Source organism: Thiomicrorhabdus sp. zzn3 (genome assembly GCF_029767755.1).
Classification (GTDB): domain Bacteria; phylum Pseudomonadota; class Gammaproteobacteria; order Thiomicrospirales; family Thiomicrospiraceae; genus Thiomicrorhabdus.
The window spans coordinates 449956-466356 of sequence record NZ_JARUQS010000001.1 but is presented as its reverse complement, the minus strand read 5'-3'; the positions used below and the strand labels follow the sequence as shown (position 1 = coordinate 466356).

General features: G+C 50.3%; 17 protein-coding genes. 7 read left to right on the top strand and 10 right to left on the bottom strand.

Features of this window, described 5'->3' with window-relative positions:
• Positions 1–11: 11 nt before the first annotated feature.
• The 4 genes from QCB44_RS02080 to QCB44_RS02065 form a co-directional block, all read right to left on the bottom strand.
• Positions 12–278, bottom strand: a complete 267-nt coding sequence (locus QCB44_RS02080) for a hypothetical protein (RefSeq protein WP_279407673.1) — start codon at positions 276–278, stop codon at positions 12–14.
• A gap of 143 nt (positions 279–421) precedes the next feature.
• Positions 422–1123, bottom strand: a complete 702-nt coding sequence (locus QCB44_RS02075) for a pseudouridine synthase (RefSeq protein ID WP_279407672.1) — start codon at positions 1121–1123, stop codon at positions 422–424.
• Between the two features lie 26 nt (positions 1124–1149).
• The gene (murU, locus tag QCB44_RS02070; protein WP_279407671.1) at positions 1150–1854 is read right to left on the bottom strand and encodes an N-acetylmuramate alpha-1-phosphate uridylyltransferase MurU; all 705 of its coding nucleotides are present in this window, start codon (positions 1852–1854) and stop codon (positions 1150–1152) included.
• Between the two features lie 4 nt (positions 1855–1858).
• On the bottom strand, positions 1859–2899 hold the full coding sequence (locus QCB44_RS02065; RefSeq protein WP_279407670.1) for a phosphotransferase: 1041 nt from the start codon (positions 2897–2899) through the stop codon (positions 1859–1861).
• A gap of 58 nt (positions 2900–2957) precedes the next feature.
• Here QCB44_RS02065 and lptD point away from each other — a divergent pair, with 58 nt between their 5' ends.
• The 6 genes from lptD (at position 2958) to QCB44_RS02035 (ending at position 10173) form a co-directional block, all read left to right on the top strand.
• Positions 2958–5351, top strand: coding sequence for an LPS assembly protein LptD (gene lptD / locus QCB44_RS02060; RefSeq protein WP_279407669.1), 2394 nt, complete (start codon positions 2958–2960; stop codon positions 5349–5351).
• A gap of 36 nt (positions 5352–5387) precedes the next feature.
• On the top strand, positions 5388–6686 hold the full coding sequence (locus QCB44_RS02055; protein WP_279407668.1) for a peptidylprolyl isomerase: 1299 nt from the start codon (positions 5388–5390) through the stop codon (positions 6684–6686).
• Between the two features lie 95 nt (positions 6687–6781).
• Positions 6782–7774: a 4-hydroxythreonine-4-phosphate dehydrogenase PdxA gene (pdxA, locus tag QCB44_RS02050; protein ID WP_279407667.1), complete on the top strand. Its 993-nt coding sequence runs from the start codon at positions 6782–6784 to the stop codon at positions 7772–7774.
• Positions 7775–7805: 31 nt separating this feature from the next.
• Positions 7806–8648, top strand: coding sequence for a 16S rRNA (adenine(1518)-N(6)/adenine(1519)-N(6))-dimethyltransferase RsmA (gene rsmA, locus QCB44_RS02045; RefSeq protein ID WP_279409174.1), 843 nt, complete (start codon positions 7806–7808; stop codon positions 8646–8648).
• Between the two features lie 7 nt (positions 8649–8655).
• Complete coding sequence (locus tag QCB44_RS02040; protein WP_279407666.1) at positions 8656–9504, top strand: symmetrical bis(5'-nucleosyl)-tetraphosphatase; 849 nt, start codon at positions 8656–8658, stop codon at positions 9502–9504.
• A gap of 72 nt (positions 9505–9576) precedes the next feature.
• Positions 9577–10173 carry a hypothetical protein gene (locus QCB44_RS02035; protein WP_279407665.1) on the top strand — a complete coding sequence of 199 codons (597 nt, stop codon included), beginning with the start codon at positions 9577–9579 and terminating at the stop codon, positions 10171–10173.
• Positions 10174–10189: 16 nt separating this feature from the next.
• Here the strand turns inward: QCB44_RS02035 and QCB44_RS02030 are convergent, their stop codons facing one another.
• On the bottom strand, positions 10190–10489 hold the full coding sequence (locus tag QCB44_RS02030; RefSeq protein ID WP_279407664.1) for a BolA family transcriptional regulator: 300 nt from the start codon (positions 10487–10489) through the stop codon (positions 10190–10192).
• A 155-nt stretch (positions 10490–10644) separates the two neighbouring features.
• On the opposite strand from QCB44_RS02030, the gene QCB44_RS02025 reads away from it, so the two are divergent.
• Positions 10645–11166, top strand: a complete 522-nt coding sequence (locus QCB44_RS02025) for a DsrE family protein (RefSeq protein ID WP_279407663.1) — start codon at positions 10645–10647, stop codon at positions 11164–11166.
• Positions 11167–11249: 83 nt separating this feature from the next.
• Here QCB44_RS02025 and QCB44_RS02020 read toward each other — a convergent pair whose 3' ends face one another.
• The 5 genes from QCB44_RS02020 to ectA all read right to left on the bottom strand — a co-directional run bounded on the left by QCB44_RS02020 (position 11250) and on the right by ectA (position 15993).
• Positions 11250–12125, bottom strand: a complete 876-nt coding sequence (locus QCB44_RS02020; protein WP_279407662.1) for a hypothetical protein — start codon at positions 12123–12125, stop codon at positions 11250–11252.
• Positions 12113–13543 carry an aspartate kinase gene (locus QCB44_RS02015; RefSeq protein ID WP_279407661.1) on the bottom strand — a complete coding sequence of 477 codons (1431 nt, stop codon included), beginning with the start codon at positions 13541–13543 and terminating at the stop codon, positions 12113–12115. The genes QCB44_RS02020 and QCB44_RS02015 overlap by 13 nt, the downstream gene beginning before the upstream one ends.
• 109 nt (positions 13544–13652) lie before the next feature.
• The gene (locus QCB44_RS02010) at positions 13653–14048 is read right to left on the bottom strand and encodes an ectoine synthase (RefSeq protein ID WP_279407660.1); all 396 of its coding nucleotides are present in this window, start codon (positions 14046–14048) and stop codon (positions 13653–13655) included.
• Positions 14049–14073: 25 nt separating this feature from the next.
• Positions 14074–15333 (bottom strand): diaminobutyrate--2-oxoglutarate transaminase, encoded by a 1260-nt coding sequence (ectB, locus tag QCB44_RS02005; protein WP_279407659.1) that lies wholly within the window; start codon positions 15331–15333, stop codon positions 14074–14076.
• Between the two features lie 108 nt (positions 15334–15441).
• Positions 15442–15993: a diaminobutyrate acetyltransferase gene (gene ectA / locus QCB44_RS02000; protein ID WP_279407658.1), complete on the bottom strand. Its 552-nt coding sequence runs from the start codon at positions 15991–15993 to the stop codon at positions 15442–15444.
• Positions 15994–16401 lie beyond the last annotated feature (408 nt).

Genomic DNA, 16401 nt, shown 5'->3' with positions numbered 1-16401 from the left:
AGATGAAATTATCACACTGCATCCGGAGTAATTCCCGCCGCTTCTAAAAAGTGTCGCAGCTGGGTGACTTCAGTTTTATCCGCAATTTCATGACCATGATGCGGCAAACTGATGCTCAATTCCTGACCGTTCAGCACGATCTTGGCACGGTTGGAATTGGAGATTTCGATTTCGGCACCAAAGTGCTCCAACGCATGCTCCAGTTTTTTCCAGTCAATATTGGTCGCAATTGGATGCGCAAAAATCTTTTCAATAATGGCTTTATGTTTATGGCTCATAGGTTTGTCCTCTTCTTTGAGTAATGAAAGTGCATTTCCTTTAATTTCATTTTAGAACAAAACCGCAGAGTCGCTGCAAAAGCGCATCGAAACTTATCTGAGATTAAGCCTTTGCTTATATTGAAAGCCATTTAAGCGCATTTCTACGATTCAGAGTCGGCCAACTGCGCCAATAAAGTCGCTTGTTGATGCGAAGAAAGCGGCCGCCACTGACCACTCGGCAGATCATCCAGGTGCAGATTCATGATCCGCAGTCGTTGCAAACGCATTACCCGGTAACCCAAGGCTTTGCACATGCGCCGAATCTGGCGGTTCAAACCTTGTTTGAGGATGATTTTAAAACGGTGACTATCCAACCTCTCCACCTTACAGGGCAAGGTAACGGTATTCAAGACCTCCACTCCGCTGCGCATCTGCTCCAGAAACGCCTCACTGAGCGGACGATCCACGGTGACGAGATACTCTTTTTCGTGGCCGTTCTGCGCGCGCAGGATTTTATTGAACAGTTCGCCCTGATTGGTCAGCAACAGCAAGCCTTCGGACGCCTTGTCCAAACGCCCCACGGCAAACACTTTCTGCGGATAGCCCACCGCTTCGGTCAAATTGCCTTCCACATCTTCATCGTGTGTGCAGGTTACCCCGACCGGTTTGTGATACAGCAGGTGGACCGGCTCAGGAAAAGAGGGAGCCGGCTCGCCGTCCACCGTCACCCGATCGCTGTCGGAGAGTCGCATTCCCAAACTGGCCGGTTCGCCGTTTACTCGCACCCGCCCCTGTTCGATCCAGCGATCGGCTTCACGCTTGGAACACAGACCGGCCTGACTGAGATATCGGTTAATGCGCATGATTAATTGGATTTAAACAGGCCTGCTCATTGGCAAAGCGTTTGCTCCATCTCCTGCAAACGTTCCAAGGTGCCGATGTCAGACCAGAGTCCTTGGTAGAGTTGGCCGCTAACCCGGTTGGCGTCCATCGCCTCACGCAGAATCGGCGCGAGTTTGATGAAATCGACGGCCATGTTTTTGAATAGGTCTGGATGAATCACACTGAGACCGGCAAAGGTATATTGCCCTTGGCTTGCTACTCGGCCTGTTGAGTCTGCTTGACTCAAGCCGAAATCCCCCTTGGCATTGAACTCGGGGCTGGGCACCAGAACCAGATGCGCCAAAGTGTTTTGTGAAAGTGAACAGGCCTGGGCAATCAATTCGGCAAAATCGAATTCACAAAAGACGTCGCCGTTGATTACCAGAAACGGTTCCTTGCCCAATAGTGGCAAGGCGTTGATAATCCCGCCGGCGGTCTCCAGGCCGCCTTCCGGTTCCGGCGAATAATGAATTTTAATCCCCCAGTGCTTACCGTTGCCCAAAGTTTGCTCGATCTGTTCACCCAACCAGGCGTGATTGATGACAATCTCCTGCACGCCGGCGGCGGCCAGTTTTTCGATGTGATACTCAATCAGCGGTTTGCCGCACAGCGGCACCAACGGCTTGGGAATCGAATCGGTCAGCGGCCGCAGACGGTTGCCGCGTCCGGCGGCGAGAATCATCGCTTTGACAGGTCGTGAAGCTTGCGTCATGGCATTACCCGGCTTTTTGCAGAAGTGTATGCGGCAACATGCGGTTTTCCACCCACTCAACCAGCCATTTCATTTCCGGATAGTCGCGCCCGACATCGACGATATATTGTAGGGTTTGCGGAATGTCGTTCAAATAGCCGTCCTTGCCGTCACGGTGATAGAGGCGTGCAAAGATGCCCGACGCTTTCAGATGACGCTGAATCCCCATAAAATCCATCGCCTTTAAGAAGCCGTGCCATTCATCCCGCTTGAGCAGATTGACCTCACACAATTTGAGAAAATAATAACGCTGCCACTCGCGCACCTGATCGCTTGGCCAGGCGATATAACAATCGCGCAGCAACGACACTGCATCGTAAGTTAACGGGCCATAGACCGCGTCCTGAAAATCCAAAATGCCAGGATTGCCCTGACTTGTCACCATCAGGTTGCGGCTGTGGTAATCGCGATGCACATAGGTTTTAGGCTGCGCCAGTGCCGACTGCGTCAACAGGGTTTTAATCTGCTGCCAGTCCATTTGCTGGTGCACACTCAAAGGCATTTCCAGATGCGTGCCGAGCAGCCAATCGCTGAACAGGTTCATCTCGTTATTCAGCAAGGTCTCATCATACGCTGGCAACTCCGGGGCGGCCTGCGCGCCCTTTTCCTGCAAGATCACCAAGGCGTTCAAAGCGTCGCAATACAAGCGATCCACCTCGCTTTCATCGGCCGAATTCAAAACCGAAAGGTAGGTGGTGCTGCCCAAATCCGTCAACAGTAAGAACCCCTGCTGTAGATTTTGCGCTAACACCTTGGGGACGTTCAGCCCCAACTTCGCCATTTGAGCGGAAACATGGATAAAGGGTTCGCAATCCTCATGTTCGGGCGGCGCATCCATAATAATGTAGCTGGCAAGATCCTTTTCTTGCGGACCGTTTACCTCAATGCGGAAATAACGGCGGAAGCTGGCATCGCTGGACGCGGAAACCGGCTGGCTGACTGCACGCCCTTGCAAAATAGGCAAGGCATCCAACCAGTCCAACATCCATTGAAATCTTTCATTCATAAAGAAAATACTCGGTTAAAATAAGACAATTCACGAATAATTAATGATTCTCTGCTTGATGTCAAACCGGATTGTACGCTTTTACAGACTTTTTCAAAGCCACCAGGCCTGTTCAAATTGCAAGGTCATCACGCTGAGTGCAAGCGTAGCGCTATTGAGTCAGCCGACCTTGGCACAAACGCAACCCCTGTTGCCCGTAGCAGAACAACGTGCGGCGGAGTGTCTGCCGCAATGGATTGCCCAGCCGATCGAGGTGCCCGCAGAGCAAACAGACCAAACCACTCCCCAAGCTACCCAAATGGAAGCCGACCGTTTGACTCAACCCGACCAGAACGAATTTCGTCTGACCGGTTCAGCCGAAGTGCATCACCCGGGTTCCGTGTTGCTGGCCGACGAAATTCGCTACCGCAGAGACACTCAGCAGGCGCAGGCCAGCGGTCAGGTGGAATTGCACCGCAACGACCTGCTGCTCACCGCACAGCACGCGAAGCTGGACAATCAACAGCAAACCGCAAAACTGCAACACACCCGCTACCAGCTTATACCGAGCCGCACTCACGGTCACGCCAAAACCATTGACCTGAATCAGCAAAAAGAGGTGGCGCATCTGCACCAGGCCACCCTCACCACCTGCCCGATTCAAAACCGGTTGCAGGACGGCACCCTGGCTTCGGAAAACCAGGAACAGGTGGCCTGGCAGCTGAAGTTTGACGACTTGGAGATCAACAACCACAACCGCCGAGTGATCGGCAAACACACCACGCTGCTGTTCCATGATGTGCCGATTTTCTACACCCCCTATTTCGACTACCCCTTGGATGATCGCGCCAGCGGATTGCTGTTTCCCGAATTTGGCGGTTATAAAGCGATTACCGAAGACCGTTCCAGTTTTTACGTCAAGCTGCCGTACTACTTCAATTTGGCACCCAATTACGACGACACCTTGACGCTGATGTATATGGAAAACCGCGGGCCGATATTGGAAAACGAATTCCGCTATCTGGCCAAAAGCGGTTCGGTTCGTCATCAAGCGGAGTTTACCGCCACCTTCTTGAATGATCAGCAGACCGCCAGCGAGGGTCTGGCCTATCTGCTGGGCGACGATGTGGTCTACGGCGAACCCATCGAACAACGCTGGCGCGGCAAACTACTCGCCAGTCAGCAATGGGCTCCGGGGCTGACCAGCCAGATTTTATGGCATGAAACGTCTGACGAAAATTTCTTCTCCGACATCCCGGTGGAAAACGCGCTGAAAACCGTGACCTCCACCCCGCGTTATGTGACATTAAATTATCGCGATGCCCATTGGCAGGCCTATACGCAGCTGTACAGCTACTTGCGTTTGAGAGACGCGCCGGTCAACTATGAAAAGCGCCCGGAAGTGGGCGCGCGCTATCAGAATGAGTTCGGCGATTTCCAGTGGTCGGTTCTCAGCGAAGCGACCGAATTTGATGTTCCGCTAAGCTCGCATAACAAACCGGAAGCTCTGCGCGCACGCCTGGTGCCGGAAATTCGCTACGGGATGTACCAACCTTGGGGCAACCTGCAGGCCAGCGTGACCGCTAACCACCTGCGCTATTCCATTCACGACAACGGCAATTACAGCGGCGATGAGCTGGATATTGAACACACCGTCATGCAATATGCACTGCGTGGCGGCTTGGTCTTTGAACGCGACTTTGACTTTTCCGGCGTGCCGTTGATTCAAACCCTGGAGCCGGAGCTGCAATATCTGCATGTTCCCTATGTAGACCAGTCTGACGTGCCGCTGTTTGACACCACCAACAAAAGTCTGCACTTTTCCAATCTGTTTGCTTTGAACCGCTTTTCCGGTTATGACCGCATCGGCGATACCACTCAGGTTTCCGCCGCTTTGACCAGCAAAATCCTCAACCAAAACGGCACCCCGCTGCTTGAAGCGGGCATCGGGCAGATTTTTTATCTGGATGACCGTCAAGTAAGCTTAAGCGGCAACACTCTGGAAACCGCGGAACAATCGGATTATTTCGTCAAACTCGGCGTGACCGCTCAGGCTCTCTATTTCTATTCAACCAGCCAGTTCTCCCAAGAAGACACCGATCTGGTGAACAGTAACAGCCGCCTACGCTGGGATCTCTCCGATACCGATAAGGTTCTGGTGAACTACACCCTCACCGACAATAATTTACCGACCGAACAGGCCACCCTCGGATTAGGTGCCACCTTTGAAATTGCCAACAAGTGGCAAGGCGGGGCTTACTGGAATTACGACTTTACCCAGGAAATCCGCAACGAAGTGCAATATGCGCTGCGTTACGATGATTGCTGCTGGGCCGGAGAATTTTCCGTAGAAGAGACACAACTGGAAAATGGTCTGTATAATTACAGCTTTCAGTTTATGATTGAACTTAAGGGCTTGAGTACCAGCGGCCGAACCTTCAAAGATACCCTCAGCCGACGGCTCAATTTTTAAATCGATCCACCTTTAAATTGACGACAGGTCTATAGAATGACAAAACGTTCCTCACAGCTTTTCAACTTTACACTTTTTTCGCTGTTAGCGGTTTTTATGGCCTTAAGCCCTGCGGCACACGCAGATCGCCTGTTGGATAAAGTGGTCGCCGTCGTCAATGATCAGATCGTGCTGCAAAGCCAGCTTCAACAACGTACTCAGGAAACCGCCCAGGAACTGATGGCCAAGCAGATTCCTATCAACAGTCTGCAAGAGCTGCAAGCCAAGGTCTTGGACAATATGATTCTGGAAATTCTGCAGAAGCAGCGCGCCAAAGAACTCGGACTGTCGGTTGCGGATGAAGAGGTCAACGAACAGCTGCTCAAAATCGCCAATCAGAACCAGTTGTCGATTTTGCAATTGCGCGATCGCCTGAATGCCCAAGCCCCCAACGGCTTCTCGCAATTTCGCGACAAGCTGCAACAGCAAATCCTGATTCAAAAACTGCGTGACAAAGAGATCATCAGCCGCACTCTGGTGACCCAGGAAGAGATCGACAACTACCTGCAACGCAGCAAATTAGACACCCGTTCAACCGAATACCATTTGCGGCATATTCTGATTACCCTTCCGGAATCGGCCACCGAAGCGCAGCGCCTGCAAGCGCGCAACCAAATTGACGACATTGCGCAACGTCTTAACCAGGGCGAATCCTTCAGCCAGCTCGCGGTGCGTTATTCCAAAGGCAGCAAAGCGTTAAGCGGCGGTGATCTCGGGTGGCTCAAGCGCGATCAAATACCGACCTTCTTTACCGACGCCCTGGATGGTCTCGAAGACGGCCAGACCAGTGACGTCATCAGCAGCCCAAGCGGCTTCCATCTGATTAAACTGGTGGAAACGCGCGACAGCAGCCAGAAAACCATTACTCAGTACCATCTTCACCGCTTTATGATTTTGAGCGATCAAGCGGAACATGATCAAGTGCCATTGGAAATCCTACAACTGGTACGCGAAATCAACTCCGTAGAGGAGTTCAACAAGTTAAAAGAACGCTATTCCGACCTGCCTGCCGACCTGAATGCCAATATGGATTTAGGTTGGAAAACGGCACAAGAGATGACCCCGGCCCTGCAGCGTGACATAGGACAATTAGCGCCTGAACAGATGGCTCCCCCCGTGGCAGTGGACAATGGCTGGGTGCTGTTCTTTGTTGAAGGCATCCGTCAAGTCAATGCCGACGAAGAAAATGAGCGCCAACAAGCGATTCAAGCGATCCGCATGCGCAAAGCCAACGAAACCTTTGAAATCTGGCTGCGCCGCTTAAAAGATGAAGCCTTTATTGATATTCGACTGTAAATAAAGCCCGGCGATCAGCCGCGCTTTTCACACTTTGGCCAGGCCTGCTCACCTTCACTCTCAGCAGGCCTGCGCGCTTTTAGGAACATGACTCTATGACACAGCGTTTGGTAATCACCTCTGGCGAACCGGCCGGTATCGGCCCTGACCTGGTTTTGCAACTGGCTCAATCGGATTGGCCAGTGGAGCTGGTGATTCTTGGCGATCATAAGGTAATCGCCGAACGGGCTCGTCAGCTGAATGTTGACATCGACTTCAAATCCTACGATGCCGAAGCCTCCCCTCAACCAAGTCGTGCCGGCGAGATGATCCTGGAGTCCGTTCCAGTTGCCGAAACGGTGATACCCGGCAAACTGAACCCGGCCAATGCCATGAGTGTGATTGCCATGCTGAAACGCGCCATTCACGGCTGTTTGAGTGGCGAATTTGCCGGCATGGTCACCGGCCCGGTGCATAAAGGCGTCATTAACGAAGCCGGATTGCCTTTCAGCGGCCACACCGAACTTCTGGCTGAAGAGAGCAATACCGATCGAGTGGTAATGATGCTCGCCACCCCCGGCTTACGTGTGGCGCTGGCCACCACCCACCTGCCCTTGGCGGATGTCCCTAAAGCCATCACTCAGCCCCTGCTGACCGAAATCCTCACCATTACTCACCGCGCCTTGGTGGAGCAGTTTGGCATTGCGGATCCCAAAATGCTCGTCGCCGGACTGAACCCGCACGCCGGTGAAAACGGTCATATGGGGCGTGAAGAGATTGAAATCATCGAACCGGTTCTGGAAACCTTAAGGGCGCAGATGGCACTTTACGGACCACTGCCAGCGGACACCCTGTTTACCCCGAAATATCTGGAGCAGGCGGATGCGGTAGTCGCCATGTACCATGACCAAGGACTGCCGGTGCTCAAACACATGGGATTCGGCAAGGCGGTTAACGTCACCCTCGGCTTGCCGTTCGTGCGCACCTCGGTCGATCACGGTACCGCGCTGGAGCTGGCCGGAACCGGAAAAGCGGATACCGGCAGTTTCCGTTATGCCATCGAGGTCGCCTTGCAGATGATCCATGCAACGCCGACCTCTTCTAACTAAAAATAACCAAGCCGATCAGACAACTATGGCCATGCAAAAAAAACGTTCTCCAAAAGGAAGCGGACACAAACATAAAAAACAGTTCGGGCAGAACTTTCTCAACAATCCGCGCATTATTGATCAGATTGTCGCCGCAATTCGTCCGCAAAGCGACGACCACCTGATTGAAATCGGTCCGGGGGAAGCGGCTTTGACCGAACCGCTGTTGCAGGTTGTCCGCAAGATGGACATCATTGAAATCGATACCGATCTGATCGCTCCCCTAACCCGACGTTTTGGAACCAACCCGGCGTTTCATCTGCACCATACCGATGCCTTGAGCCTGGACTACGCCACGCTCTTGGAACACGACCGTGAAATGGTTCGCGTGGTCGGCAATTTGCCCTACAATATTTCCAGTCCACTGCTATTCCATCTGCTTAACTACGCCCCGCATATTCGTGACATGCATTTTATGCTGCAAAAAGAGGTGGTGGACCGTATCTGCGCCGAACCGGGCAGCAAAACCTTTGGCCGTTTGAGCGTCATGATGCAATACGCCTGCCAGACCGAGTACCTGTTTACCGTCGGGCCGGAAAACTTCACCCCGCCGCCCAAGGTCGACTCGGCCATTGTTCGTTTGGTACCCTACGCGCAAAAGCCTTTTGTCGCCGAAAATGAGAGCGATTTTGCCGACCTGGTCAAACAGGCGTTCAGTCAAAAACGCAAAACATTGCGCAATACCCTGAAAGGCTGGCTGAACAGCGAGCAGATAGAAGCCTGCGATGTTGACCCTGGTGCCCGCGCGGAAAGCCTGAGTGTGGCACAATTTGTGCAACTGAGTAATTATTTTACCCAACTCAAAACCTCTAACCCGGACAATACACAGGAATAACCCCATTATGGCCACTTATGTGATCGGCGACCTCCAAGGCTGTTTCGACGAACTGCAAGCCCTGTTGCAACAGATCGACTACCGTCCGGAAACCGATCACTTGTGGTTTGTCGGCGATATTGTCAATCGTGGCCCCAAGTCTCTAGAGTGCCTGCGTTTTGTCAAACAACTGCAACAGCAAGGCCAGGCGCAGATGGTTCTGGGCAATCACGATTTTCACTTGTTGGCCGCCTATTCCGGCCTGAAACGTTTTCAGTCCAAATCGGATACTCTGGACCCGATTTTTGAAGCACACGACGCCCCCGAATTGATTGACTGGCTGCGTCATCAGCCACTGATGGTCAGCCACCCGGTTTATGAAGCGGTGATGGTTCATGCCGGCATTCCACCGCAATGGACCATTTCTGAAGCTCAGAGCCATGCAAAAGAAGTCGAGGCACATCTTCAAGCCGAAGACTGGCAGACTTTCGTGACCGAACACCTGTTTGGCAGCGAACCTAATCGTTGGAACGATACGCTTGGCGGCTGGGAACGAATTCGTTATATTGTAAATGCGTTTGCACGCATGCGTTACTGCGATGCCGATGGCGAATTAGAGTTTAAACTCAAATCCGCACCCGGTCAGCACGATACGCCATATCAACCATGGTTTGTCTTCGACAACCGTAAAAACAAAACCCATGAAATCTTTTTTGGGCATTGGTCTACCTTGGGTGAAATCGACGCCTACCAGGTTCATGCAACGGATACCGGCTGTTTATGGGGCGGTAAACTAACGGCTTATTGCTTGGAAACCCGCAAGCGGCATACACTTGCCTGCAAGCAGCACAGCAAACCTAAAAAGAAGAAAAAATAGTTCACCCACGGCATGATGCGGTCGAAACCAAACCGACCCGTATGCTTAAAATAACAGAGAGCTAACCCGTCTATGGATGCAGCACAACAAGCGCCGATCGAAGAAGCGGAAAACCTTCAGCAGGAACCGACGGTTCCTAGTGCGGAAGAGATGTTTAACCGTTTAAAATCGGTCGATTTAGCACAGTTTGATGTGATTGAAACCACCAATCAGCTTAAGGGCAACAAACAGTGGATTTCGATCCTGACTATCCCGGTGAGCGCCATCCTATTGGTTCTGTTTACTTTGCTCGGCGCCTTTCTGTTTAATGCCCTGATTGCCAGCTTTCTCATCTCAGCAGGCCTGCTCTATTTTATCGCCCGCCTGCTGGACCAATACGATCAGCAGTTTCGTCTTCAGGCACGCAATGTGGTCATTCAACGCATTGCCGCCACCGAAGGTGAATTTGGCCTGGTGCCGCACTTTAAAGACTTTTTGCCGGAGAAATATCGTCATCTCTGGCAATCGCTGCGTAAAGGCCGCTATATGTATATCGATCAGTACATTCAAGCCGTCGCTTTACTGCAAACTCAGTTAAAACTGGAAAAATTCACCAAAATCTGGCACTTACAACATCCGGAATTGGTTGCGGATGAGGAAGCGGATTCGGAAGCGGAACAGAGCGCATAAAACCTGCTTTAGGCTTTTAGTGTCCGCCGCTACAGCGAGGAGACGCCGGAACCTGTTGAAGTTCTCCCCACTCTTGTGGCGTATAGGTATGTAATGCCAAGGCATGAAACTTCGGCATAATCTCTTTTAAAGCACGATAGACCGCTTGCTGACGCTTCACCTTGGTAACGCCGTCAAAATCCTCCGATACCAAGGTCAATTTGAAATGCGATTCCGTATCCGGGCCGGCATGCATATGACTTTCGTTTTTCAAATCAAAAAAAGAAATCTTAAAGTTTGATTGAATCGCTTGTTCAATCTGAGACTGAATTGACATGGCCCTACCTCTTAAACATAACACTAAATTAAAGCCGTGAAAAAGCCTGACGGATTGCAACCCTCTTTATAAAAAGATTTTATATCCCAACCTTCTCATCTTATCGAAATTCCTCAGTATAATGCATAAGAAATTAAAATATTAGGAGTTTTGTTATGCCCGTTACCAAGATCGCAATCATGGCATTGAGCTTGTTAATGACCAGTACGGTATTTGCAGCCAGTTCGGCTGGCGAATCGACGAACCCGACCTTCGTACTGAAACCCGTGCCGGAATTGCAAGACCCACCAAGCGACCGCTTTCCAGGCGATCCGGCGGAACATAAGGCCGTCTATATGTGGAATAAAGCGGACGCCGCTTATCAGACAGCGATTCTCAACTCGATCAAAGCGATGATTAAAAAGTATGGCGACAACGTCGAAATCGCGGTGGTGGCAATCGGTCCGGGGCTGCATGCCTTGGCGAAAGAACCCCAAAGAGAGGTAGACCCTCTCACTTACGATCGCATTGAAAGCTTTGCCAAGGACTACAAGGTACGTTGGATTGCCTGCGGCAATACGATGAATACGATTCACTGGAACCACTCGGACATCCGTCCGTTTGCCGAATACGCAGAAGTAGGTGCTGCAGCGCTAATGGAATTGCAAGAAGAAGGCTATAAGCTTCTTGTATGGTAACCCTTTTCCTGATAGCTAGCGATACAGTCTAAAAAAACCGCTCTATGGCGGTTTTTTTAGACCAAGCGACAAGGGCAGCCCCTCTACTCTTTCATTTCAATCAGTGCTTGAAATTCTTCATGCTCATGCAGCGAGTCAAATACCGGATCGTTTTTGACCTGATCCTTATACCCTTCCGAGTCTTCTAACGCTTTTTTGAGATATTCGATCGCATCCGAGGGCTTGGACAATAACGCGTAAGCACCTGCCATTTGATAGAAAGCGTGTTTATTATCCCCATCAATCCTCAAGGCTTGATTACACAGATTCAAAGCCCATTGAGGTTCGTTCATCTCCAGAGCCACATCCGCTTTGTAGGTCAAGGCTTCGGTATTTTCCGGGTCCAATTCCAGGATCTGATCGTAAATCGCCATGCGATTACTTAGGATCGATTCCTGGCCGGCCTTCAGCCATAGGCTGTGAATATCCTGATGTTGACTGATGCGTTTTTGCGCACTGGTGATCCCGCGAGATTTGCGATTCAGCTCCTCTTCGAGATGTTCCAAACGCTGTTCATACTCGGTAATCACCTGATTGACCTTGGTATCGGCCAGGCTATGCACCTTCTCTTTAATGTCTCGAATCGAATTCCAGCCCACCAACACCAAAATGGAGGAGACTCCGGCGATCAGATAGAAAAAATAGGTCACCGTATCCGACGCATAGGTGACGGCCAAGGTCGTTGCTTCCAACTCCCGATTGGTCACCTCTTTGGTCACCTCAACGTGCAGATCATTCATATCCACCCGCAACTGACGCAGTTCGTCTATGACATAGCGCTCTATAAACGGGTTGTACATCGGCTCATCAAGCGAATTGAGCTCTTCCAAAGAATGTGTCTGCTTGTCGTGACGCTCTTCTGCGCTTTGTGCAAAAGCTGGAAGCAACGCCAGCAACAAAGTAAAAATTAATGTTCGCATATCGCGGTACCGTGATCGTGGACTTCAATCAAAACCGCGTGCAGAGCCTGTACTGCAGTTTCAAAATCGGATTCATTGAGTAAAAACTGCATCTCAACCTGGCGTGTATTCTGGTGCAACGCTTCAATGTTAATGTTCTGTTCATACAGCGTCTGCACGGCTTTTGACAGTAATCCTTTGATGGCCATATCGCTTCCCATCGCCGAGACCAGGCACACTTTACTGGTTGAAACGGCTGCGCATGGCAAGGCGGTTTCGATCTGCCCGGTCAGCTGCTTCACTTTTTTCAAGCTGGCATTCACATACAGGGTAATGGTATTGGCGTTAAAATCCTTAGTGACCACCTGACAGCGCAAACGCTGCAGAATATTCAGCAGCTCACGCTCATAATCCGCCTGCTGCCCCAACATCTCCTGATCGAACACCTCAACGGCGATGAGGTTTTTCATGCCGGCAATGATCTCAACTTGTGGCGATTCAGAAACGTAATCGTCGGTGATCAGCGTGCCGTGATGCTCTGGTTCAAACGTGTTTTTGATGCGTAAAGGAATTTGTGCCTGACGCAACCCTTTCGCCGCCTTGGGATGAATCGCCTCCATCCCCAAATTCGCCAGCTGATCGGCAATATCGTAGTTGGTTTTTCCAATCGGCACCACACACTCCTCGCCTACCAGACGAGGGTCAGCGCTGCTCAGGTGATACTCCTTATGGATGACCGCCTCATGCGCCTGTGTCAACACAGCGATGCGACTGAACGTCATCTCACTGTACCCTCGGTCAAAGGTGTGCATCAGGTTTTCGCGACAGTGCGCATAACCGGTGACAATCGGCAATTCTTGTGAAAAATCGATGTGCGTCAGATGCTTCTGAATCATCTCATCGAGCGGCAAAGTCTCATTAGACTGCCAACCGGAAAGGTCGACAAAGCGTGCGTTCACCCCCTCGGTTTGCAGCAGGTGAGCCAGGTTCCAGGCACTGTGCGCTTCGCCAATGGAAGCAAGCAGTTCACGGACGGTCAACAGGTGCTGTTCCAGTGAAAAATGGCCGTGACTGCACAAATCTTGCAGGTGATTGAGCAGCTGCTTGGTTTCGGCGATGCGTTCGTCAATAAAATCATTGGCCATGCTGCGCAGGCGTTCATCGGCAAACAGTCGCGCGTTGATTTTATTCATTTTCAGACTGAGTCGATCCAGCGCAATGCGCCAATCGTCTTCGACATCGTCATTGGCGAACAGGCCATACACGCCTGGCTGTCCGGTTTTTTTATGCTCTAAAAGATCATCGGTAATGCCGCCGTAAGCCGAGACGACAAAAATGCGTTGATAGGGATTTTCCGGGTAAAGAATAATATTGTCTCTTACCGCTTGGTAGTCACTCATTGACGTGCCACCAATTTTTTCAACTGTTAACTGTGACATGGTTCCTTTAGGATGTGTATTTCACTTAAGTCCGATTGAAGGTAACGAATGGAAACCCAACAGGCCTGTTGGGTTTTTTTCGCCTTAAATCAGTTTTTCAGGATAAGTCTTAGGCGTCAGGCAAAGAATACGAGCCGTCTTCATCATGGACTTCTCGCCCGGTTACCGGTGGATTGAACACGCAAACCATACGCATCGCCACCCCTTTGTTGGCACGCAAAATATGCTGGTCATGTTCGTTCAGCGCATACACGGTGCCTTCACGAATCGGGTGTACGGTACCGTCTTTTTTCTCAACGATCTCGCCCTCACCTTCGATGCAGTAGACCGCTTCCAAGTGGTTTTTGTACCACAGGTGCAGATCCTCGCCCTCTTTAATCAAGGTGTCGTGCAACGAGAAGCCCATGCCGTCTTTAGCCAGCAACAAACGTCGGCTGTTCCACTGTTTGCTGTCTACATCGGCTTCGGTACCAATAATGTCGTCATATAAATTTCGAACAATCATCTATCTTCTTTTCCTTTGAGAGTTATTAGGCTCGTTGCATCGCAGCTTGCAAAGCCGCTTCCAGAATGGCGAAGCCTTCTTCGATCAATGCTTCGCTAATGATCAATGGCCCCAAGAACTTAATCACCTGACCTTCCGATCCGGCGGTTTCAATCACCAACCCCTTGTCGAAAGCAATACTGCAAGTATTGGAAACCAGTTCAGGGTCTTTAAACTCGGCCCCCCAGATCATGCCGTGACCGCGCACGTCAACAATCTGCTCAGGGTACTTCGCCTGCATGTCGCGCATTTTGCTTTCGACCAGCTGTGATTTAGCTTTGACCTCGGTAGAGAATTGGTCGTCGCCCCAGTATTCACGAATCGCCGCATTGGCCGCAACGAACGCCAGGTTGTTTCCGCGGAAAGTACCGGAGTGCTCCCCCGGACTCCACTTATCCAGTTCCGGCTTCAACAACACTAATGACATGGGATGTCCACCACCAATTGACTTGGAAAGGGTCACAATATCCGGCTCAATACCGGCGCGTTCAAAGCTGAAGAAGTCGCTTGAACGTCCGTTACCGGCCTGAATGTCATCGACGATCATGAGAATGTCGAAATCATCACAAATTTTTCTTAGCTCTTTCAGCCACTCCGCCCCGGCGACGTTAATCCCGCCTTCGGCCTGAATGGTTTCCAGGACAATAGCCGCAGGCAACTCGGTTCCACTCGATTCATCTTCAAGAATTTTGCGCAAATAGGCGATGGTGTTCACTTCCGATCCCAGATAGTTATGGAATGGCACCTGAGTGGTATAAGCCGGCACACCGTAGTTTTCGTCCAGGTAATAACTGTTACCGGTAATACTCAAAGAGCCCATGGTCATACCATGGAATCCGTTGGTAAAAGACATCACCTGAGTGCGTTTTTTTACTTTACGTGCAATTTTCAGTGCCGTTTCCACCGCATTGGTTCCGGTCGGCCCGACAAATTGCAATTTGTAATCGAGATTACGTGGCTTAAGCACATTATTCACAAAGCCTTCAATAAAATTGCGTTTGGCGACGGTCGCCATATCCAGCGCGTGGCCGATGCCGTCATTTTGCAGATAATCAATCACCGCGTTGTTGATAACCGGATTGTTGTGTCCATAGTTCAAGGCACCGGCACCGGCAAAAAAGTCAATATAGCGCTTCCCGGCTTCGTCCCAGATTTCCGCGCCTTTGGACTTGGCAAACGTCGTCGGAAACGAACGAATATAACCGCGCACTTCAGATTCATACTGGTCAAAAATAGATAAAGACATGATTTTTCCTTTTAATCACTCTACTTAAATAAAAATTACATAGCTTCCCCAACCCCACTAGGCCGAGGAAAAATTAAACGTTAATTTGGATTATTCTGGTGTGTCGCCCTACTCCGTTTCTATACGGGTTAAGGTATAGAGCTCTTCCGCTTCATGGGCATCTTCGCCAAACTGTTCGGCTTCAATATAGGATTCCTTATGAACCTGATAACCATGTTGGCTCGCAAAACGTGCAAAAAGCTTTTGTGAAGCGATGTTAGACGGGCTGATCGTCGCTGAGATTCGGTTAAGCTCGCTGTTATTCTGCAAAGCAACCAACTCTTCAAGCAGTTTGACGCCCAACCCTCTGCCCCGCATGGTTTCATCCACCGCGACCTGCCAGACAAATAAGTTGTCGGGTTCATTGGGTTTGAAATAAGCCGAGATGAACCCGACGATTCTTTGCTCAGACTCCGCAATCACACAGGTATCGGCAAAGTGACTGGCCTGCAGAAAATAGAGGTAGCGTGAATTCAGATCCAAAGGCGGTGAACGCCGGATCAATTCATAAATTGCTTTGCCATCGGCAAGCAACGGGTGGCGAAATGAAATGTCTGAATAATGGGTTGGGGTGTTGTCTGTTGTTTTTGATGTCGTCTTCTTTGACGTATCGGTCTCCATGATGATTTACCGTTTTTCTTTGAAGGTGAATGTTTCAACCAATCGCAGGAATAGGAAAATATGCATCAACAAGGATACAGGACTGACTATGGCATGCTGAGCTACAAAAGACTTAAAGAAGTCACGAATAGAGCTTGGCGAAAGCCATACGATTGATTCCTCAGGACTCGTCCTTTGGATTAGACTCGACCCGTTTTTGACAAAATACAGGTCTAAATAAGAAAGGCGCCTAAACGCAAATGACAGTGTATTAGATACAACTGATAAATTGATGGTTTAACCTTTTGGGTTATTAACTTAGTGCGTCATTATAAATAAAATTAGTTTAAAAATCAAGAAGTTGAAAATTAAATATCTGTTAAACACCCAATAACCCTATGAATTAACAAGCCTTTTAAAGGATATTAG